General features: G+C 40.4%; 15 protein-coding genes. 1 reads left to right on the top strand and 14 read right to left on the bottom strand.

Annotated elements, in window-relative coordinates; all coding sequences use genetic code 11:
* Positions 1–8: 8 nt before the first annotated feature.
* The 6 genes from priA to NST18_RS05055 form a co-directional block, all read right to left on the bottom strand.
* Positions 9–2,423, bottom strand: a complete 2,415-nt coding sequence (priA, locus tag NST18_RS05080; protein ID WP_004891141.1) for a primosomal protein N' — start codon at positions 2,421–2,423, stop codon at positions 9–11.
* The gene (gene coaBC / locus NST18_RS05075; RefSeq protein ID WP_004891143.1) at positions 2,420–3,622 is read right to left on the bottom strand and encodes a bifunctional phosphopantothenoylcysteine decarboxylase/phosphopantothenate--cysteine ligase CoaBC; all 1,203 of its coding nucleotides are present in this window, start codon (positions 3,620–3,622) and stop codon (positions 2,420–2,422) included. The genes priA and coaBC overlap by 4 nt, the downstream gene beginning before the upstream one ends.
* A gap of 69 nt (positions 3,623–3,691) precedes the next feature.
* The gene (gene rpoZ, locus NST18_RS05070) at positions 3,692–3,901 is read right to left on the bottom strand and encodes a DNA-directed RNA polymerase subunit omega (RefSeq protein ID WP_003395016.1); all 210 of its coding nucleotides are present in this window, start codon (positions 3,899–3,901) and stop codon (positions 3,692–3,694) included.
* A gap of 1 nt (position 3,902) precedes the next feature.
* Positions 3,903–4,517, bottom strand: coding sequence for a guanylate kinase (gene gmk / locus NST18_RS05065; RefSeq protein WP_004891145.1), 615 nt, complete (start codon positions 4,515–4,517; stop codon positions 3,903–3,905).
* Positions 4,518–4,547: 30 nt separating this feature from the next.
* Entirely contained in the window at positions 4,548–5,426 is an 879-nt protein-coding gene (locus tag NST18_RS05060; protein WP_004891147.1) for a YicC/YloC family endoribonuclease, read from the bottom strand.
* 108 nt (positions 5,427–5,534) lie between these two features.
* A complete protein-coding gene (locus NST18_RS05055) occupies positions 5,535–8,204 on the bottom strand; it encodes a calcium-transporting P-type ATPase, PMR1-type (protein WP_004891148.1) in 2,670 nt (889 codons plus the stop codon).
* A 100-nt stretch (positions 8,205–8,304) separates the two neighbouring features.
* Here NST18_RS05055 and NST18_RS05050 point away from each other — a divergent pair, with 100 nt between their 5' ends.
* Positions 8,305–10,014, top strand: a complete 1,710-nt coding sequence (locus NST18_RS05050; protein ID WP_004891150.1) for an Rqc2 family fibronectin-binding protein — start codon at positions 8,305–8,307, stop codon at positions 10,012–10,014.
* A 109-nt stretch (positions 10,015–10,123) separates the two neighbouring features.
* Here NST18_RS05050 and NST18_RS05045 read toward each other — a convergent pair.
* The 8 genes from NST18_RS05045 to NST18_RS05010 all read right to left on the bottom strand — a co-directional run bounded on the left by NST18_RS05045 (position 10,124) and on the right by NST18_RS05010 (position 21,260).
* A protein-coding gene (locus NST18_RS05045; protein ID WP_088223366.1) for an IS630-like element ISBs2 family transposase occupies positions 10,124–11,168 on the bottom strand; the annotation gives its coding sequence in 2 pieces (ribosomal slippage) (positions 10,124–10,663 and positions 10,665–11,168; 1,044 coding nt in all).
* 140 nt (positions 11,169–11,308) lie between these two features.
* Positions 11,309–11,737, bottom strand: coding sequence for an SMI1/KNR4 family protein (locus tag NST18_RS05040; protein WP_051035087.1), 429 nt, complete (start codon positions 11,735–11,737; stop codon positions 11,309–11,311).
* 25 nt (positions 11,738–11,762) lie between these two features.
* Positions 11,763–12,458, bottom strand: coding sequence for an HNH endonuclease (locus NST18_RS05035; protein WP_196762566.1), 696 nt, complete (start codon positions 12,456–12,458; stop codon positions 11,763–11,765).
* Positions 12,455–15,601: an ATP-binding protein gene (locus NST18_RS05030; protein ID WP_340721268.1), complete on the bottom strand. Its 3,147-nt coding sequence runs from the start codon at positions 15,599–15,601 to the stop codon at positions 12,455–12,457. Before NST18_RS05030 ends, NST18_RS05035 begins: the two co-directional genes overlap by 4 nt.
* Positions 15,602–15,723: 122 nt before the next feature.
* Positions 15,724–16,206, bottom strand: coding sequence for a hypothetical protein (locus NST18_RS05025; protein WP_064220864.1), 483 nt, complete (start codon positions 16,204–16,206; stop codon positions 15,724–15,726).
* 22 nt (positions 16,207–16,228) lie between these two features.
* The gene (locus NST18_RS05020) at positions 16,229–18,484 is read right to left on the bottom strand and encodes a dynamin family protein (protein ID WP_340721267.1); all 2,256 of its coding nucleotides are present in this window, start codon (positions 18,482–18,484) and stop codon (positions 16,229–16,231) included.
* Between the two features lie 20 nt (positions 18,485–18,504).
* Positions 18,505–19,932, bottom strand: a complete 1,428-nt coding sequence (locus tag NST18_RS05015; RefSeq protein ID WP_230456200.1) for a dynamin family protein — start codon at positions 19,930–19,932, stop codon at positions 18,505–18,507.
* 350 nt (positions 19,933–20,282) lie between these two features.
* On the bottom strand, positions 20,283–21,260 hold the full coding sequence (locus tag NST18_RS05010) for a helix-turn-helix transcriptional regulator (RefSeq protein WP_004891164.1): 978 nt from the start codon (positions 21,258–21,260) through the stop codon (positions 20,283–20,285).
* Positions 21,261–21,296: the final 36 nt, after the last annotated feature.

Genomic DNA, 21,296 nt, shown 5'->3' with positions numbered 1-21,296 from the left:
TCCCTTATTTACATCATCATATATGGATTTAAATCGATCGTAATCGTCACATCGCCGCGCGCCATGTCGCGCTGATAATGTTCGACAATCGCGCGAAGCGCTGTCGTTAAGTTCGTTTCCCGCTTGTATTTTATCATGCATTGGTAACGATATCTATCGTTCATGCGTGCAATTGGCGAAGCAACAGGTCCTAACACGACCGCTTCAGCTGACAAATGTTTTTTCACATGTGCAGCGATTTTTTCAGCGATGCTTATTCCTTTTAGCGCATCGACATGGGATACGGTAATGAGCGTTAAATAGTAAAACGGTGGATATCCATGTTTTTTTCTGTTCATCATTTCGCGCTCATAAAATGCTTCGAAGTGATGATCGGCTGCTAGTTGAATGCTGTAATGTTCGGGCGTATACGTTTGAATAACGACTTCTCCCGGCAAATGATGCCGCCCCGCTCGGCCACTCACTTGCGTCAACAGTTGAAACGTTTTTTCGGCCGCCCGAAAGTCAGGGACATGAAGCATCGTGTCTGCCGCTAATACGCCAACTAATGTGACGTTCGCAAAGTCAAGCCCTTTCGCTATCATTTGCGTGCCGAGTAAAATGTCCGCTTTTCCGTCGCCAAACTCGTTTAACAGCCGTTCATGTGCTCCTTTTCGGCTCGTTGTATCGACATCCATGCGAATGACGCGAGCATGAGGGAGAAGTTTAGTTAATTCTTCTTCCACCTTTTGTGTTCCTGTTCCGAAAAAACGAATATGTTCGCTTTGACAAGCAGGACAATGGGCAGACATGCGCTGTTCGTATCCACAATAATGGCATTTCAGTTGCTGCTGCACGCGATGATACGTAAGCGAAATATCGCAATGTGGACATTGAATGACGTGACCGCAATCGCGACACATGACAAAAGATGAATAACCACGACGATTTAAAAACAAAACAGACTGCTCCCCTTTTTGTAGCCGCTCCGTTAATTTTTCATATAAAAGACGAGAAAACATGGAACGGTTTCCTGCGCGCAGTTCTTCACGCATATCAACAATCTCAACAGGTGGGAGCGCATGATCATTCATTCGTTTCGTTAACGTCACTTGCTTATATACCCCTTTTTTCGCACGCGCAAACGATTCAAGTGATGGCGTAGCGCTGCCGAGCACAACCGGACAACGATGGTAACGACCACGAAAAATAGCCACATCGCGCGCATGATATCGAGGCGATTCTTCTTGTTTGTAGCTCGTTTCATGTTCTTCATCAATAATGATGATGCCGATGTTTTCAAATGGGGCGAAAATGGCAGAGCGAGCGCCAACGACAAGTTTCACTTCTTTTCGTTGAATTTTCCGCCATTCATCATACTTTTCTCCGAGTGATAATCCACTATGAAGAACGGCTACTTTGGAGCCGAATCGCTCTTTAAACCGTCTGACCATTTGAGGCGTAAGCGAAATTTCAGGGACGAGCACAATCGCCTCTTTCCCTTTTTTTAAAACGAGATCGATCGCTTGCATATACACTTCCGTTTTTCCGCTCCCGGTAACACCGTACATTAAAAAAACATCGTGCACGTTTTGTTCAATGGCTTGTCCGATCGCTTGTAACGCTTGATGTTGTTCATCTGTTAAGACGAATGGTTTTGTTTTTGAAAATGAGCGATTGGAGTACGGATCTCGATATATTTCTTTCTCTTTCACAGCGACAAGTTGTTTTTTAATGAGTGTTTGAACAGTTGCCCATGTGCTATTTGTTTCGCTCAACAGCTGTTTTAAAGGCAAAGCTCGTGCTGTCAACAAATGTTCGAGCACTTGCTTTTGTTTCATTGCGCGCGTTGAAAGTGATGCAAGTGCATGGGTGACGTGTTCGTCATTTGCACATAATTCGACCCATTTTTCTGTTTTTATTTTTCCTTTTTCTTCAACTCGATAAACGACTTCAATATGACCTTTTGCAATTTCTTTTTGTAATAGGCGCACATATGGCGTTTGCTCAACCTCGCTCCATGGGATGGTGAGACGATCACGAAACAGCGCGCGCACGTTTTCGTGGACGAGGGGCATATGTTGTTCGATGAGTCGAATATCTTTCTCATATTTCGCTTTCATCGCCGCAGGTAACATCGCTTGAAAGGCAGATACCATAAAACAAAGTGTCGTTTCGGTTAGCCACCTCCCTAATTGAAGTAATTCCTCGTTTAATACAGGAACGACATCAAGAAGGGAATGAATTGGCTTTAGTTGCTCGATGGGCATATCGGTCGTTTCTTTTACTTCGATGACAAATCCTTGTAAAAGTCTATTGCCAAATGGCACGACGACGCGCATGCCTGGTTGTACGATATCGACAAACTTAGGCGGGATGATATAATCAAACGGGCGATCCGTTTGACTCGCTGGAATATCAACAATGACAGAAGCAATCGTCATAAGCGTCCCTCAATTTCACGATGAACTTCACGCAAAATTTCTTTTGCCACTTCCGACTTTGGTAAAAGCGGAAGGCTTTTCACTGTTCCGTCCCGTTTAAACAGTGTCACAATATTTGTATCCGTTCCGAATCCCGCCCCTTCTTGTACGACGTTATTAGCGACAATCATATCGGCGTTTTTGCGCGCAAGCTTATCTTTGGCATATTGTTCGACATCGTTCGTCTCTGCCGCAAAGCCGACTAAAAATTGATGCGTTTTTTGTTCACCGAGCGTTTGTAAAATGTCGATCGTTCGTTCCAAAACAACGGTATAGTCCCCTTGTTGCTTTTTTATTTTATTGTCAGCGACGTATTTTGGGCGATAATCAGCAACGGCGGCTGTTTTAATGACGATGTCGCTATGATGAAAATGTTTCATCACTTCTTCATACATGTCTTGCGCACTTTCAACGCGAATCATTTGTACACCCGGAGGGCTAGGAAGCGCCGTCGGACCAGAAATAAGAACGACATTCGCTCCAAAATCACGTGCGGCTTCTGCAAGTGCATAGCCCATTTTTCCTGTCGAATGATTGCTGAAAAAGCGAACAGGGTCAAGTTTTTCACGCGTTGGACCAGCGGTTACTAACACTTTTTTTCCTTTTAATATGTGATTTGTTGCAAAATGTTGTTCAAGCAACGTAACGATCGTTTCCGGTTCTTCTAATCGTCCTTTTCCAACATAGCCGCACGCAAGCATCCCTTCGGCTGGTTCAATGAAGCGATAACCGAACGACTGCAACGTGCGCATATTTTGTTGGACGGCTGGGTGTTCGTACATATGGACGTTCATCGCTGGTGCAAGCCACACCGGTGCTTTTGTCGCAAGCAAAATCGTTGTCACCATATTGTCAGCTAAACCGTGTGCGAGCTTTGCGATCGTGTTTGCAGTCGCAGGGGCAACGAGTACGACATGTGCCCAATCAGCTAAATCAATGTGTGCAATGACGTTTGGCTTTTTTTCATCAAATGTATCGACGTACACCTCATTTTTTGATAACGCTTGAAACGTAAGCGGTGTGACGAATTGACAAGCAGCTTCCGTCATAACGACTTTGACGTTCGCCCCCGCTTGTACAAGTTTGCTTGTGAGCGCTGCTGCTTTATACACCGCAATGCCACCGGTAACACATAATAAAATGTTTTTTTGCTCAAGCATCAACGTTGCCCCTTTCGTTTTGATATTTGTAAAAAAATAACAACCTAAAACTAGGTTGTCGTAAGTAGGTTATTGCGTTGCTTCTTCTTCGCTAACGACTTCAATATGACCCGCCGCAATTTCTTCTAACGCTTTGCCGACAAATTTTTTCGACACAGGTTTTTCGATTGTTAAATCGTTTTTGACTTGCAATTGACGGGCGCGTTTCGCCGCCACGGTCACAAGCGTATATTTTGAATCTAATTTTGTCATAAGTAAATCAATGGAAGGGTACAACATATTACTCAACCTCCAACATCTTTTTGTATCGTTGTGCGACGCGTTCGCGTCGGCAATGCTCTGCCATCACAATCGCTCTAATGCGTTCACACGCAAGCTCGACTTGGTCGTTTTCGACGACGTAATCGTACGCATCCATCATTTCTAGTTCTTCTTTTGCCGCCTTTAACCGATCGCGAATGAGTTCTTCCGATTCAGTTCCGCGCATTTCGATTCGTTTTCGCAATTCGCTTAAACTTGGCGGGGCTAAGAAAATAAAGAGCGCCTCTGGGAACACTTTGCGAACTTGCATCGCTCCTTGCACTTCAATTTCTAAAAAGACGTCTTTTCCTTCTTGCAACGTTTTTTCCACGTACTCAATTGGCGTGCCGTAGTAATTTCCGACATATTCGGCCCATTCTAACAATTCATTTTGGCGAATCATTTGTTCAAACTGTTCTCGCGTTTTGAAAAAGTAATCAACGCCATCCACTTCACCTTCGCGCGGTTTGCGCGTTGTGACGGAAATGGAATATTGTAATTGAATGTCTGGCTGTGAAAATAAAGCTTTACGCACCGTCCCTTTTCCGACACCGGACGGTCCTGATAAAACGATTAATAAACCTCGCTCTTTCACGTTGATCCCTACCCTTCTGTAATAAACAAACTACTCCACATTTTGCACTTGTTCTTTAATTTTTTCAAGGGCGCTTTTCATGTTAACAACTTCCGAAGCAATGTGGCTATCGTTTGCTTTAGCACCGATCGTATTCGTTTCGCGATGGAGCTCTTGAACGAGAAAGTCGAGCTTTCGTCCGACAGATCCTCCTTCGGAAACGATGCGACGAAACTGTTCAATATGGCTATATATGCGTTTTAATTCTTCATTAATGTCGACTTTTTCTGCAAATAAAGCGACTTCTGTTAATAGCCGTTGTTCGTCGACGATACCTTGTACAAACTCGTGCATTCGCTTATGTATGCGATCGCGGTAAGAAGCGACGACCGTTGGCGCAAGTTGTTCAATACAACGTGCACTTTTTTCAATCGTTTCCAATTGCGTCAGCATATCTGCTAATAGCGCTTTTCCTTCTTGTTCGCGCATATATTTTATTTGCTCAACCGCTTCTTTTGTCGCTTCTAAAAGTAAAGAAAGAAGCGCATCGTTTTGTAACGGCTGTTCTGTCATTTCCACCGCATCTGATAGCATGTATACAACATCTCGAAGCGATACATCGTCTTTCAAATGAAACCGGCTGCGCACATCAGTCAGCATCCGATAATACGCATCGACAAGCTGCCAGTCAACGTGTAGCGTTCGTTCAACGAGCTGTTCCCCTTCAATCGTCACAAACACCTCAACACGTCCACGTGCAATATGTTCTGTAATTACCCTTTTTATTTTATCTTCAAACATCATCCACTGTCTAGGCATGCGGATCGAAATTTCACAAAAACGGTGATTGACGGATTTCATTTCCACCGTAACGCGTACGTTTTCGCCTTCTTTTTTCCCTCGGCCAAATCCTGTCATACTGACGATCATGTTCTCACATCCATTGTACATATGAAATATCGACAACAAAAGAAGGTAATAGATTCACTCCATTACCTTCTCTTATTATAGCACATATCACTATATAGCGAAAACATTTCATGAACGGCGACGCGCAAATAGCGAACCTGCCAGTAAAAACGTCGGAATAGCCGATAAGCCGATAATAAGCAACCAATCGGTAACCGGTAGCGAAACGGTATGGAAAATTGGTTGTAGCGGCGGATAATAAATGACAACAAGTAACAGTAGAAGCGACGACAAAACCGCAAGCACTAAATACATATTTTCAAATGGGTTGCGGTCAAACACCGATCGTTCGCTTCGACAATCAAAAACGTGAATGAGCTGAGCGAGCACGAGCGTTGCGAAGGCGACCGTCTGCGCATACGTTAAGTTTTCCGGATGTCGCGTATGCACAACGAGAAACGCGATAAGCGTCACCATACCGATAAGAAAGCCACGGCTAACAATTTTCCAACCGAGCCCGCGCGCAAACACCCCTTCTTTCGGATGGCGTGGCGGCCGTTTCATGACGTTTTCTTCTGCAGGGTCTAATCCGAGCGCCATGGCAGGCAATCCATCTGTCACAAGATTGACCCATAAAATTTGAATCGGTACAAGCGGGAGTGGAAGAGCTAAAATCATCGCAAATAACATGACTAAAATTTCTCCGACGTTTGATGCAAGCAAATAGCGAATAAATTTACGAATGTTTTCGTAAATGTTTCGCCCTTCTTCAATGGCAGCTTTAATGGTCGCAAAGTTATCGTCTAACAAAACGAGGGAAGCCGCTTCTTTTGAGACGTCCGTTCCTGTGATCCCCATCGCAATGCCAATGTTTGCTGTTTTAATAGCCGGGGCATCGTTGACGCCATCGCCTGTCATTGCGACAATATGCCCTCTTTTTTGCAACGCTTGTACGATTTTTAATTTATGTTCTGGCGATACGCGCGCAAAAACATACACATCCTCTACAACGTCTTCTAACTCATCGACAGTGAGTTGCGATAACGTCTTTCCGTCCATTACTTTTCCGTTTGGCGGCAACATGTGAAGTTGCTGGGCGATCGCTTTCGCGGTTAAAATATGGTCGCCTGTAATCATCACCGTTTTAATGCCTGCTTTTTTACATTCGGCTATCGCTTGTTTCACTTCTTTTCGCGGTGGGTCGATCATTCCTTGTAAACCGATGAACGTTAAGTCGCTTTCTGCTTTCGTTTCATCGTTGATCGCTTCGGCGAATGAAAGCGGACGATACGCGATCGCAATCGTTCGAAGCGCCTGTGAGGCGAGCGTATTGACCGTTTGTTGCACCGTTTTTCGTTCTTGGTCATGCAACGGTTTCGCTTGACCGTTCATGTATAGGAAACGGCATCGTTCGAGCAACATATCTGGTGCTCCTTTTGTCACGATAAAGCGCCGATTCGAACGATCTTTCACGATGACGGTCATCATTTTGCGCGTCGAATCAAATGGAAATTCATGTTCAATCGTAAACTCATTAGCGATTTTGTCTTTCGTCCATCCGGCTTTCGCAGCAGCTACAACGAGCGCCCCTTCTGTCGGATCGCCGTCAATCATATATGTTTTTCCTTTTTTCTTCAGCTCGGCATGATTGCACAACGCCCCGAACAGTAACAGTTGTTGCAACGATGTGTCTATTTTTTCTTGTTTCCCGTTCAACAAAAACGTTCCTTTTGGTTCATAGCCCGTCCCGCTGACCGTCCATAATCGGTTATTTACCCATACGTGTGTGACGGTCATTTGATTTTCTGTCATCGTTCCTGTTTTATCGGAACAAATGACGGACGCGCACCCGAGCGTTTCAACGGCCGGAAGTTTGCGCACGATGGCGTTTCGTTTCATCATTCGCTGCACACCGAGCGCTAATACGACGGTGACAATAGCTGGTAATCCTTCAGGAATCGCCGCAACCGCAAGCGACACGCCTGCCAAAAACATGTCATACAGTTCATGTCCTTGCCATACACCAAGCACAACAACGAGCGCTGTGAGCGCTAAAGCGATGACAATTAAAATTTTTCCGAGTTGTTCAAGCTTTCGCTGTAATGGTGTCATCATCGTTGGTGCAGACTGCAATAAATGGGCGATTTGTCCCATCGCGGTATTCATCCCTGTCGCTACGACAATACCTGCACCGCTTCCTTTCGTCACGAGCGTGCCCATAAACGCCATATTCGTCCGATCACCTAACGAAACGTCTTGGGGAAGTGGCGCTGTTTGTTTTTCAATCGGAAGCGACTCCCCTGTCAAAGACGATTCTTCAATATATAGTCCCTTCGCTTCAATAAGGCGTACGTCAGCCCCGATACGATCGCCGCTTGCGAATTTCACAATATCACCAACGACAAGGTCGGCAGACGGCACTTTCATCCATTGACCATCACGTAAAACGAGCGATTCTGGGGCGGATAGTTTTTTTAACGCCTCAAGCGACTTTTCCGCTCGCCGCTCTTGTATAAATCCTAGGCATGCGTTAATGATCACAATCGCTACGATGGCGATCGCATCAATGTATTCCCCTAATACGGCAGAAATCGCCGTTGCCGCCAATAAAACGAGCACCATAAAGTCTTGAAACTGCCCGATAAATTGTTTGAACGCAGACGGCTTTTTTTCTTCTGATAGCTCATTTTTTCCAAATTGTTTTAATCGTTTTTTCGCTTCTTTTTCCGTTAATCCGAAACCGATTGTTGTGTTTACTTGTTGTTCGACTTGTTCAACACGCAGTCCGTGCCAGCTCATTTCTTTCCCCCTTCCGCTTATCTTATCTATGACAGCTTATTCAGGCATGTACGAAAAAATGATATGGTATAATGAAAAGAAAAAGAGAAAGGTGTTTTTTATGTCGTTTGACGGAGTATTTACATATGCGATGACAAAAGAATTGCAGCGCACGCTTGTCGGGGGGCGCATTTCAAAAATTTATCAACCGTTTCCACATGAATTAGTACTTCATATTCGTTCGTACGGAAACAACTATAAACTGTTATTATCTGCTCATCCTACTTATGCGCGCATTCATTTAACCAATGAGGTGTACGATCATCCATCAGAGCCGCCGATGTTTTGTATGCTTCTCCGTAAACATATCGAAGGAGGCGTCATCGAAGCGATTACGCAAGTCGATTTTGATCGCATCATCATCATTCACGTGAAAGCAAGAAATGAGCTTGGTGATGTATGTACGAAGCAACTCATTATTGAAATGATGGGCCGCCACAGCAACATCATTCTCGTCGATGCACAGACGAATACAATCATCGACAGCGTCAAACATCTTTCACCTGCTGTGAACCGCTATCGAACGGTGCTGCCGGGGGCGCCTTACATTTCGCCGCCATCACACAACAAACTGAATCCGCTTGATGCGACGGAAGAAACGGTGTTAAAAAAAATCGATTTTCTCGCTGGAAAATTAGCCGATCAACTCGTCGCCACATTTATGGGCATTTCTCCGCTGTTTGCGCGCGAAGCTGTTCATCGGGCAGGGCTAGCTAATCGGACGACGCTACCGAAAAGTTTTATGTCACTCATCGCAGAAGTGCGAAATGAAGCATTTACTCCGTGTATATATCGCGGACAAAAAGAAATATTTTACGCTTTACCTCTTACGCATATGGACGGGGAAGTGCAGTCGTTTGACACATTAAGCGAGATGCTTGACCGCTTTTATTTCGGAAAGGCCGAACGCGACCGTGTCAAACAACAAGCACACGATTTAGAGCGATTTGTCGCGAATGAAAAAGCGAAAAATGAGAAAAAGCTGTTGAAATTAGAAAAAACGTTAGAGGAAGCAAAGCAGGCGGAACAATATCGACTATATGGGGAATTGTTAACCGCAAATCTTTATGCAGTCAAACGCGGAATGAAAGAAGTGGAAGTTGTTAACTATTACGACGAAAATGGTGCAACGGTCACGATTCCACTTGATGAACAAAAAACGCCATCGGAAAACGCGCAAAGCTATTTTCAAAAGTATCAAAAAGCGAAAAACTCGCTTGCGATCGTCCAAGAGCAAATCGAACGCACAAAAGAAGAAATCGTGTATTTCGATACGCTATTGCAGCAGCTAGAAACCGCCTCGTCAAAAGATATTGAGGGCATTCGCGACGAATTAATCGAACAAGGATATTTGCGCGCCAGGGCGACAAAACAGAAAAAACAAAAACCGCGCACGATTGAACTTGAACGCTACATCTCAAGCGACGGAACGGAGATTTTTGTCGGCAAAAACAATAAACAAAACGACTACTTAACAAACAAATTCGCAAGCAAAGACGACATTTGGCTTCATACGAAAGACATTCCGGGTTCGCACGTCGTGATTAAAAGTAAACAACCGTCGGAACAAACGATCATCGAAGCTGCCCATTTAGCCGCCTACTTTAGCAAAGCGCGCCACTCGAGCTCCGTCCCGGTCGACTACACGCGCGTCCGCTACGTTAAAAAACCGAGCGGTGCCAAACCGGGCTTTGTCATTTACGAAAACCAACAGACCGTTTACGTCACACCGGATGAGGAGTTAGTTGTGAGGATGAAAAAACCCGTCTGACAATGGGCAGGCGGGTTTTTGCTTTTTCTCCATATTTTTCATATTTCACAAAGTCCAGTTATTTACCCGAAATGAATTTTTCATAATCTATATAAGTTGAATTAAAGATTTACAACTGAACACACAAACGATCGATCGTTTGTTCTGGTTTCTGGTTGATTCGCTGAATAAAGGCTTGGACATTCTTTCTAATTTCTTGCACACTCGAATAGAACACGTTGTAAATCACGTCTGATTTCAGCCATTTCCATAGCCCTTCAATCAAGTTCAATTGCGGACTGTATGGTGGCAAAAAGACGAGCTCTAACCGATCTTCGTGTTCTTTTAAAAATGGCTGAATGAGTTTGGCATGGTGAATTCGAGCGTTATCTAAAATCATCACTATTTTGCCTGTGGGATAGCGTTCTAACACAAGTTGAAGAAATCGAAGAAATGTTTCCGCGTCATAGCGTTCTTCTTCGATGCAAAACACTTCCCCTGTTTCGTAGTTCAACGTGCCAATCAGCTTCAGCCCTTGATGTTTTCCAAACGTCGGAATGATTCGTTGTTTTCCTTTGACAAACCATGTTTTTTGAATCGCTTGGTAATCACGAATCATCGACTCATCTTGAAAGAGGACATGGGCGATGTTCCCATCTACCAGTTTTTTTTACTTCAGGGAAGGTGATTTCGACGAATTCTTTTTGTTTCTCTTCATCGGCATTGGCTAGTGTATAGGTCGGTTTCGTATAGCTTAGCCCTAACCGATGCAGAATGTCACTTGTTCCGCGAAGCGTGTATGTTGGCCCCCACTTTTGTTGAATGAGTTCAGCGATTATCGCAAGCGTCCAATTATATTTTGCTTCGAATCCCACATCTACGGGGAGCTGATGTTCAATGATCAAAGCCAGCTCTTTTTCCTGCTCAGGGGTCAATCGACGTGGGGCGCCAGGTGAGTATTTCATCTCCAGTCCATCAAGACCGCGCTGGGCGTAGGCATGAATATAGTTATAAATAGTTTTCTTGGATCGACCAATAATCGTTGCGATTTCTCCTTTGGTATATCCCTGCAAATGAAGACAAATCGCTTGGTAGCGTTCATATGCTCGTTTACTTTTTGCTTCTTTCATGGCAGTGGACAACTTTTCGATCTCGTCTTTGTGATTTGGCATCATAGTTTTCTCTCCGTTCCCTTATTTTCTCTTTGTATTTATTCGCCGTGGAACGGGAGAAAACCTTTATTTCAATTTATATAGCACCATAGGGAATTTTATTATCTTTCTCGCCTCTTTAACTTCACTGTTTGCTAAATCATCTATGGTAAATAAAGTTTCGATAAAAAGCTTACAAAACTTTCGCTTACTTTTTCAGCCATATTTTCTTCATGAAGCCATAGGTAAATTGGAGGATTTTTGTGATTTTTACTGTAATCAAAACATAAGTAATTACCACTATCATCATTTGCAAATGGGATAAACTTAGAAGGTAGTCTTCCTGATATCCAATTCATTACATCCAAAATATTTCCCTCATCTTTTTGATGTAAAGATAATAATGATTTAACTGTACGTTCTTTTGTTTTTTCGGTATCGTATACGTTAGGTTTCGGTCTAGCCCCGTTATAATTTAATACAATTTTCTTATATTCTTCTGGAAATTCTATATCAAAATACTTCTCAATATTAGAAATGGTCTCTCTATCAATTGGTGACTTAGTAAATTTCCATTCAATTTGCGGAAACATCTTCATTATCCTCCCTAAATCTTTATTAACGGTGCGGCGAACCTCCACCCCATATATTCCGTCCTCCAGTATGACCTGTTAGAGCATGAATCCTTTCATCAACTAATTGTAATTTCCCGACTTCCTCACTATGATGCCATGTAAATCCATCTGGTGTTTCCCCTTCTTCAATCTGTTCAAGCTGAAGAGCATTAAACCGCTTAGCCAATTCCGGGTTTTGTTGAATCGCTTCTTTAAGTTGTTGATTTGCATAGGAAAATTGCCGGTAATCAGTGTCTAAATACATATTTTCAGGTAATTGCACATCAAAAGTGGGGTCGAATTGCGGAAAAACCCCCTCAATTCTCGTGCCGTCTGTAAGTTCAATTACTTTTGCTTCAAATGGTACACCTGTTTCTGGGTGAACAGTTCCTTCTAAATGATCATTAATTGTCTCTATTCTAGCGATAGGAAAATGTGCTTCATCAATAACCGTATGTCTCTGTCGTTCAGGATATAGTTCTTGTAACTGTTTATCCACTTGTACTTCGCTTAAATCGCCGTTTATACGGTTTAGGTCAATAATATCTTTTTTACTCATTTCTTGTTCATATAAAGGTTTGTCCGCTTCTGCATAGTTTAATACCTCAGTAGCATTCAAATCCTTCACAAATGTCGGGATATCTTTTAATAATGAGCCAATTTCTTTCTTGGCTATTTCTGCTAAAAAAACTTCAATCATACTGCACTCTCCCTGCGATAATGTTCAATCCACTTAAAATAAAAATCTTTAAACTCATCATTTTCTTTCGATCGCTCCCGAAGGATACATTGAATAAATACCTTCTCGTATGCATCGTTTTCTTGTAAGTCAACATATCTCTTCAATGCTAAACTTACACGTTCGTTCCATTCATTAAAATCTTTAGAACTTCTTGCAAATCGCAATAATTTTTCTACTGGCACAAAAAGAGCAGCAAGATGCGCCAATTCCTCAAAACGATTTGTTTCCCATAGACTCATTGCTCCCTTTTCTATATATTGGTACAAATTATCTATTAATATTTGCTTTTCTTTCAAATGAATCTCTTGCTGTTCCAACCATTTTATAAGTGAATGGATATCGAGATGGCTTAAATCGAGTTTTTGTTCTGTAGCTACCCGTCCTTCTAAAAGCAGCTGGATAATATTACTCCGCATTTGCTTATCATTGTCGTTATTGGCATCATTCATATAAATATAAGGTTTCGCGCTTTTAAATTCATCAATCTCACATAGAACAGGTTCAAGCCAGTTATTTTGATAAATAACAGCAACCCCCGTTTTTAATTTTGCTACTTCGTTCATTTGCTGTTCATTCAATGTTGTAGCTTGTCCGACATCTTCACGATCATACCGATCCGGCAGGCGAAGAATGATTTTTGTATTTGTGTTACGTATCACCGATCTATCCAATAGTCCAGGAGCCTGATCGACAATAATAAATCCTTCACCATATGTCCGCATTTCAGCTATGGCATTTGCCAACATTTCAACCGCTTTCCCTTGAAGATTGGCACTTTCTTGAGTTTGATCAAAATTTGTACGTCTTAATAAATGATGGGCTTCCTCTAATACCGTTACGTGTTGTAATTCGTGATTCATAGTTGATGTGAATGACATACGATGTTCTTGTAACCGCATCAATAAAATCCCCATCATTAACGCTTTCGTTTCAGTTGAACCAATACGGCTTAAGTCGATCAAACAGTTTCGATCAAATAGTTTCATATTATCCGTCTCATGATCAGAGAACATACGCCCAATTAAACCATTTGTTAATGAGTGAACCCTTGTCACTAACGCGCCGGTATAATCGCTTTTCGTATCTTGCGAATAAGCGGAATTATTGATGACTTCCGGCAACGTGTTAAGTAAATCTTTGAATGTTGGAAAAACAGGCTCTTCATAAATATTGATGGATTCCTCTAAGTCCCAACCACATTTCTCATAACTCTGCTCAATTGCTTCTTTTAATATTGCTGGCATGGCGGCATACATCGGCCAACATGCGTTAAAAATTTCAATTAGTCGATCAATGTGCTCCAACACATGAATACCGTTTGGGAAACGAAACGGATTAATTTTTAATAAAGTAGACAACGTTGGATTCGTTCCAAAAACATAAACGTCTTTTCGTCCACCAAATACTTGTTTGTATTCACCTTTAGCAGGTTCAATGACTAGAAAATGTATATTTTCTTTTTCAAGACGATCTAATAAAGTGTAGACTGTGTTAGATTTACCAGAACCTGTAGATCCTGTAATAAATGTGTGCATAGAAAGACTTTGTAGATCAAGAGTGACTTCCGTTTCTTCGGAACGCCCCATATGGAATATTTTTCCTATAGATATTTGCTTTTTCTCATCATTTTTATTGTCATATGTCCAAACATTTCTCCCAAACTCCACTGCTTCAAGAACTGGCAACCCGCTGACCGATTTTCTCGGCAACGCAAAACTAATCGCTAGTTCCCTTCCATTAATGAGCGTCCCCGGAGATACGTAAGGAACGTTTAGCCCATTATTCACTTGCAGGCGAATGAGCGGATGATGCAATTTAGTTAAATACTTCGTAATCATTTCTAATTTTTGTTGATTATCATTATCCCACGTATTAATAACGGAATGTTCAACAGAGGAATTATCTCCTCGCATAATCGATTGATACGTACTTGCAGCCACTTTTGCAGTTTGGGCGTCTTCTGCGATAAAATAACAAGCACAATTCCATAAGCCATAGTCTTCTGAGCTTTTTAGACGTTTTAATTGTTCATCGATCTTTTCAAGTAAATTTGTAACCGATTTATTTTCAAACTTAATTTGCAAACTTCTGCTTGTCCCCTCTGTAATCGTTTCTGTCTTACTAGTTGTTGTTGCGTCTGATTTTGATGTCCCTGTCGTTGTCGTTGTTCCTTCTGTATCTGACGTGCTTAACGTTGAACTAATTGTTACTCCTTTCGTTGATGATCGATTTGTTCCTACTGAGAAAAAGAGAGAAATTCCTGTGTTTCCTCCTTTAGAAACACTCTCATTCCGGGAACTTCCTTCCGTTGAACCTTTTGTATGACTTTGTGTTTTAGCAAGGCTTTCATTAATGGTATTCGTAACACTATTACTGATTCCTTCGGCGACCGCTTTACTATCATTTTCGCTAAAAGAAAGTTCCGTTTGTTGAAATGGGACAAGCTGTGAATATAATGTTTCGTAGCCTTGATAAATTTCAGCGACTGTTTTCGGTTGTACAGGCTCAGCAATAAATATGGCTGAAAATGTCTCACCTTTCATCGAGTCAATTAATTTTTCCAACCCTTGTATATAGCTTTTTTTATCAACATCTTTAAGCGCAGGGATACCTGAAACTGATGTAATCACTTTATTCGATTCACTTAAGCGTGATTGAAATAAATTTTCTACAACTTTCTCAATTTCACTATTTCGCAAATTACGAAGTTCTGTTCCTGGGAAATGGCCGTTAAAACTTTTTTGCAATCCTTTCTTTGCTTCATTTATGCTTCGCTGTGGATCGATCGAGCGCACTCCAATATATAAATCTACATCCGTTCCTTTACTGTCGAGAATGAGAATAAGAGAACTATTCAAGTTTCCTACCGTATTAAAAATGTTAATAAGCTTTTCTGAAATATCCTCGTTTTGATCATAAACAATTTTGGTGATTTTAAACAAACGAATATGCTGTCTCACTGTTAAACTTTCAATATGAGGTGGTATAGGAACCACCTCATGTGTTGTTAGCTCAGATAAGTAGTTTTTTTCAACAAATTCATTTGCCAGCTGAAACGATTGAATAAGATCATTTTCTTTTCGAACATCAAGTGTATTCATGGGACCACCCTCAACTGCGTATTATTTATTTCGTGAAGTACTCATGATTTTCCATTCTTTTTCAAACTGTTCTTTGTTTTTATTTACCATTTGTTGTTTAAAGCTTGTTTCAGACGCCTCGTTTATTTTTTTATTAAATTTATTAGGTAATACAATACTGCTGCTGTGGCTATCACCACCATTCCTGCCACAATATTCTTTCCCGATGATTTCGGATTTTTCTTTGTTTCTACATTTCTTGAACTATTTACTTTTGAAGAATAGTTAGGGGAAACAGACGGTTTTGCTGTTAACTCCCCTTTATACACTTCTTTGCCAACTTCCATCGTATGATGAAATCGCTCTTTAGAGAAATTAGTCATTAATTGCGCCTGCAACAGTGAAAAATACTCTTCGTCCCATTTTGTCCGGTCATGCTTAAAATCTCTCCCATCATGTTCTTCCCAAATATTAATTCCAGCCGCTTCCACTTTACGAACCGCTTTCTCTGTTTCCCCATATCGATCAAGAGGATCAGCCATAATATACGAACCAATAGCACTTCGGATTTTACGGACGTTTTTTTCTTGAATCGCTTGATCTAAAAACGTTGTTGAATTTGCCATTTCTATTTCCTTCCTTTCGATGTTATATTTCGAGAATCGCATCTAATCTGGCAATAAAATCATCAAGCCATTGTTTTTTCCTTTCATTTTCTTCGATTCTTTTTTGCAGTTCATTGCTGTGACTTGCCATTTCTTTAAGTTCTTGCACACGCTTTTTCATCTCTTTCTCAAGTCGATTAATTTCAGAAATAAAATATTTTTTTAACTTTGCCTTTTCCTTTTCTAAATGATTTATCGCATTAGCGAAATTTTCTTCTAATGAAAAACGAAAAGACTGTAAAAACCCTTCTAGAAACTCCGACAATTTTACGTATTCTCTTTTTTCATATATGTCTTTTTCCACATATGCAGGCGAAAACCAGGTCCACGGCTTATACCATTTTTTATTTTCGTTTTTTACTGTCCGCGTACCAACTTTCACTTTTTTTTCGTATGTGTAGGAATTTATTAAATCGTCAACATCCGGCAAATCTGCTTCAAAAAATTCAATTGGTGCCCAAGTTGGCCATTTTCCTTCGTCAAAACCAACAATATTACGAATATACGATCGATACTCATCAATATATTGTTGGGCATCGTTACGTAATCTATCTATCATCGTTTTTTCTAAATCAGTAATTGCATCGCTTTGCAGTGCTTCTACATCTTTTCTTACATGATTCAAAATAGCATATGCTTCATGTTTAGGAACATCTTCATTACGGAATTTATTGCTAATTTTTTGTAAATTATCATAAAAAATTTTGTGCCTTATTTTTTCAATACTCCCCTTAATATCTTCAAAGGTTAAGTTTTCAATTTTTTCTCTAAACTGCTTCGCTTTTTCACCTTGTTCTAATTCCCCCCCGATCCGTTCCATTTCTCTATAAATTTCTTGACGCTTCTGCTCATCGTTTTTTATGTCCTCTTGAAGTTTTTGCGCAATGCGCTCTCGTTCGACAATTTTTCTAAACGAGTTAACCGCGTTTGTGATTTTCGATGTGACCGCATATTTATCCAAGTACTCATTGATCGCTGCTTCTATCGATGGAACGCCGGAATGATAGAGTGCTTCTGTATATCGATCTTGGTGATCTCTTGCCATCATGATCTTGTCTGCTATCGCATTTTTTAATGACGGACTTAACGGCGCATACTGCTCTAAATGCATAATCGGCTCCTCGATAAATAAATCAATTCCGTTCAATATTTGCTTTTGTTTTCTCGTTAAATCAATTCCGTTTTGATACATACGGATAACCTTTGCCGTTTCAGCTGATACAGGATAAATATTCGGATTTTCAATTCCATGCTTTTCTAAATATTTTTTGACACGCTCTAAAACGCCACGTAAGTCTTCTCCTTTTTCTGGATCAAATTCATCCGCTTTATTGACGGCAAAAATAAAACGATCTTTTGATTGTTTGCCGCCTACCTTCATTGCCTCTGCAACACTATTTAGCAGAAAATAATCATCATCTGTATGCAGTTGCGTTCCATTTAAAACATATAGGACCATTGGTTTGTCGTCATCTTTAATCACGCGATATGTGTGCTCCCTATGACTACTGTCCACTGAGTTATTAGGACCTGGAGTATCCACGAGCACTAAATTCATTGTCTTTGCCGAGATCGGCGGAATATTTCCTTCCACTTCAATGACAGACACTGTTCGATTATTATTAAAGTCATCCATATCTTCATAAGTTACATTTTCTTTGGACGTAATTTCATTCCCATCAGCATCGTAACAAACAGCTGAAAAAGTGGAACGTTCAGGAACGTTTTTAATTCGAGCGATGGTCGCTGTGCACGCCTCGTTTTTTGAAGGCATTAATTCTTTTCCTAATAATGCGTTGATTAATGTTGATTTTCCAGAACTCATCGTGGCAATAACAGCGATTTCAAATTCGCTATTTAGCGCTTTATAGAAATTTTCTTTCACTTTTTCGTTACGCAACGATTCGAAAGGACCGCTTTGCATATGTTCAACTAATTTCTTTAATTCTTCCATTTTATCGGCGCTTTCTTTTGCTGGGATATGTTCAATGCGAATAGAAGAAAACTGTTGGCAAGCTTCCCGTAAATCTTCATAGTCAGGCAATGTTCCTTTAAAGCGAATATGTATGCTATCCTCATTTAACTCTTCAATCAATGTAGGCAGCAATTCATGAATCCACACTTGCAATCTTTCATTTTTATACTTGCTTAGCTTTCCGTTTTCCATCACATTTTTCCCATCTATTTCGATGACAGTTTCAACAGTGTATGGATTATATTTCATATACACATCAACCATTGAGTGCTCTTCCCCCTAAATTACATGTAGTTTTTAATTTGATACATTCCTGAGTGCTGTAAAACGGTATAAATACGCTTAATATCATATGGTTTATTTTTTGTTTTCACCTCCCGTTGATCATTCGGAATCTCTGGTCGAAATGCGCAAGGTTCTGTTGCATATTTTGTCAAGTCTTGTGTTTCTTCCGCAAAATAGTCGTAAAAGAAATCGAATTGATTTTGTTCCCTTCTCGTTAAGCTTTCGCCGTTTAAAACTTTTTGACATAGGTTGCTTATATAGGCGGAAAGCAGTATTATGCTAGGGTTTTCAAATCCATTTTGCTTTAAGTATGTTTTTGTGCTCTCCAACAGTTCTTGAAGCGATTCATTTGCCTCTTCATCGATTTCATCGGCTTTGTTTACAATGAATATAATTGGCTTATCGTTATGATTTTCAATATGCTCTTTTACATAGCTAAGCAGCCTTCGATCATCGTCTGTACCAAGCTGGGTAGCGTTCATTAAATAAAAGATTGTATCGTATTGTTCGTTTCGAATCGCTTCCAAAGTAGCCTCCTCATGACGGCGATTCATAGAATTATTCGTTCCAGGTGTATCGATAAATACAACACGATGTTCAAAAGACAATATGGGGGACGTTTTTCCTTCGATTTGCACTCGCTTAACTGTCGAATGTTTATTTAACTCATCAATTTTCCCCATAATGTCATCAGTCACATAATCAAAAGATTCATGTTGATCCCATTGCAAAATGAAATGTTCTACAGAAGGTCGATGAACATATGTAAACAGTTTTGAGGTACATGCTTCATTTTGCGAAGGAAATATCTCTTTTCCTATTAAACTATTTAAAAAAGTTGATTTGCCGGAACTCATCGTTCCCACAATTAAATATCTTTTTTCCACACCCTTTAAAAATTGTGTTTGTTTCTTATATGCATCATAATAAAAATGCAAATGATGAAACTTCTTTCGATTCAAATACGACTTTGCTGCTTCGAAATCTCCTGTTTTTAGCGCATTGACAAAATGAACAATGCACTCTGCATCTTTATTATGAATCTTTAAATGTTGTTTATCGATTACGTCTAATACATAAGGATGATCCATTGATATATATCCATATATTAACAACAAATAATGCGCGAAAAACAAGTATTTGTAGTTATATACATGAAGTTTCGCTTTTTCGAATTTCCATCTTGTCTTTCGAATTTCTTTGATAAATTTTAGACTACTCTGCGAGGTTTGTTCCTTATAAATTTCTTCTATATTGAAACAATGTTCATATAATGTAATGATCGGTTTGCAGTACCTCTGATAATCCACATCTTCTTTTGCATAATGATGCAGCAATATTATATATGCCCTTCGGAGAGCCTTATTTTCATAAAAGATTGGGTGATTTTGATAAGGAAATGAACAAATCATTTTGTAATATTCCAAACTACTTTCTCTCCGAATGCGAACGTTATCCTCTACAGCCAGCATACATCCTATTCTCCTTCGACAAGAAACATGTAAACTTCACTATACATGGACACTATCATTCTTATGAAACTATTGACTCGTCTCCCAACATAAACTTACCGAACTTTTCGTTTGTGTCATACTTAATAAAAACACCTAACTTCTTTGCAGGTTTAGAGATTGAATGTGCAACTTGAGAATCGTCATTTATAGCAATTTTTAAATGCGACAAATCCGTTACTACTTCACTGCCTGACGGTAAAAATGAATGGCATGTTGTTCTTCTTCCTTAATTTGTTCGGCTAATAATCCACTCTAATCCTCCCTTACCTATAATTTTCCAACATCTTCTCAATCGTCTCCCTCATCTCCTCGCGAAATTCTTCCGGCTTGATTACCTCCAAATATTGCGCCTGGCTTAACAGCCACATTTTTATACCTCGACCGTATACTTCTGCCTCGATGATAAATGCTTGCCCATCGTTTCCGACTACTTCTGCAGTGGGCAAACGATCTAAAATGGCTTGTAATGAGGAACCCCAATAGCGGAATGTAATTTTCATTAACTCGCCTGGATGCATGAATTGAACTCGTTTACGAAACTGGCCTTCTTCAAACCTTGTCGCATAATCCAATTTAAAGCGCTCATCGCTTAGTTCGTAACGGACAATTCGATCTATTCGGTAAATGGTCGGAAAGCTGAATTCATATTCTGTTAAAAACGCAATAAGGTAAAAGTAATATTCAGAAAACACGATGCCTACCGGCTTGAGCTTCCTTATAACAGACTCTTCGCTACCTTCCTTTCTATACTCGACAACAACTAGCTTCTTAGTGTAAATGGCTTCGCTCAAATCCCAAATGGAACGAATGAGCGGCTTGTTATGGTGGAGGGATACGTAATGAAAACGCTCATTTCTAATCATATTCTCAATAAACGAACGGGACTTTTGATCCGCTACCAACACGAGCTTATCAAGCAACTCCTTCATTTCTTCTCTCTTTAGCGCACGACTTTCAAGTAATATTTTAGAAATAATAAGAATATCTTCATTTGTCAAACACCTTTGTTTTGATTCCTTCTGGCGCCATACGTATCCCCTTTTTTGACGGTCGTAGTCAATTGTAACCGAATCATAGAACGTGTCTGCGATATACGCCCGCAATTCTTCAATGTCTCGTTGAATCGTTTTTTCATCTACACTAAAACGATCAGCTTCTTGCTTTTTTAAAATAGTCTCCCCTTCTCGTAGACGGTCGTAAATGGATAAAATTCTCCAAGGTTTAGAACACTGTTCACTCACACTTTTCACTCCATAAATAGAAATACTATATAAATC

It is taken from the genome of Anoxybacillus sp. FSL W8-0104 (assembly GCF_038004465.1).
GTDB classification, from domain to species: Bacteria; Bacillota; Bacilli; order Bacillales; family Anoxybacillaceae; genus Anoxybacillus; species Anoxybacillus flavithermus_G.
The sequence above is the reverse complement of the archived record's forward strand: the minus strand, read 5'-3'. Positions and strand labels throughout refer to the sequence as shown.

What these genes read in the sequence shown, in the direction of transcription:
- rpoZ (WP_003395016.1), bottom strand. Translation starts at nt 3,901, where the DNA reads ATGTTGTACCCTTCCATTGATTTACTTATGACAAAATTAGATTCAAAA.
- coaBC (WP_004891143.1), bottom strand. Translation starts at nt 3,622, where the DNA reads ATGCTTGAGCAAAAAAACATTTTATTATGTGTTACCGGTGGCATTGCG.
- NST18_RS05035 (WP_196762566.1), bottom strand. Translation starts at nt 12,458, where the DNA reads ATGATTGAAGTTTTTTTAGCAGAAATAGCCAAGAAAGAAATTGGCTCA.
- NST18_RS05050 (WP_004891150.1), top strand. Translation starts at nt 8,305, where the DNA reads ATGTCGTTTGACGGAGTATTTACATATGCGATGACAAAAGAATTGCAG.
- NST18_RS05040 (WP_051035087.1), bottom strand. Translation starts at nt 11,737, where the DNA reads ATGTTTCCGCAAATTGAATGGAAATTTACTAAGTCACCAATTGATAGA.
- NST18_RS05055 (WP_004891148.1), bottom strand. Translation starts at nt 8,204, where the DNA reads ATGAGCTGGCACGGACTGCGTGTTGAACAAGTCGAACAACAAGTAAAC.
- NST18_RS05025 (WP_064220864.1), bottom strand. Translation starts at nt 16,206, where the DNA reads ATGGCAAATTCAACAACGTTTTTAGATCAAGCGATTCAAGAAAAAAAC.
- NST18_RS05030 (WP_340721268.1), bottom strand. Translation starts at nt 15,601, where the DNA reads ATGAATACACTTGATGTTCGAAAAGAAAATGATCTTATTCAATCGTTT.
- priA (WP_004891141.1), bottom strand. Translation starts at nt 2,423, where the DNA reads ATGACGATTGCTTCTGTCATTGTTGATATTCCAGCGAGTCAAACGGAT.
- NST18_RS05060 (WP_004891147.1), bottom strand. Translation starts at nt 5,426, where the DNA reads ATGATCGTCAGTATGACAGGATTTGGCCGAGGGAAAAAAGAAGGCGAA.
- NST18_RS05020 (WP_340721267.1), bottom strand. Translation starts at nt 18,484, where the DNA reads ATGGTTGATGTGTATATGAAATATAATCCATACACTGTTGAAACTGTC.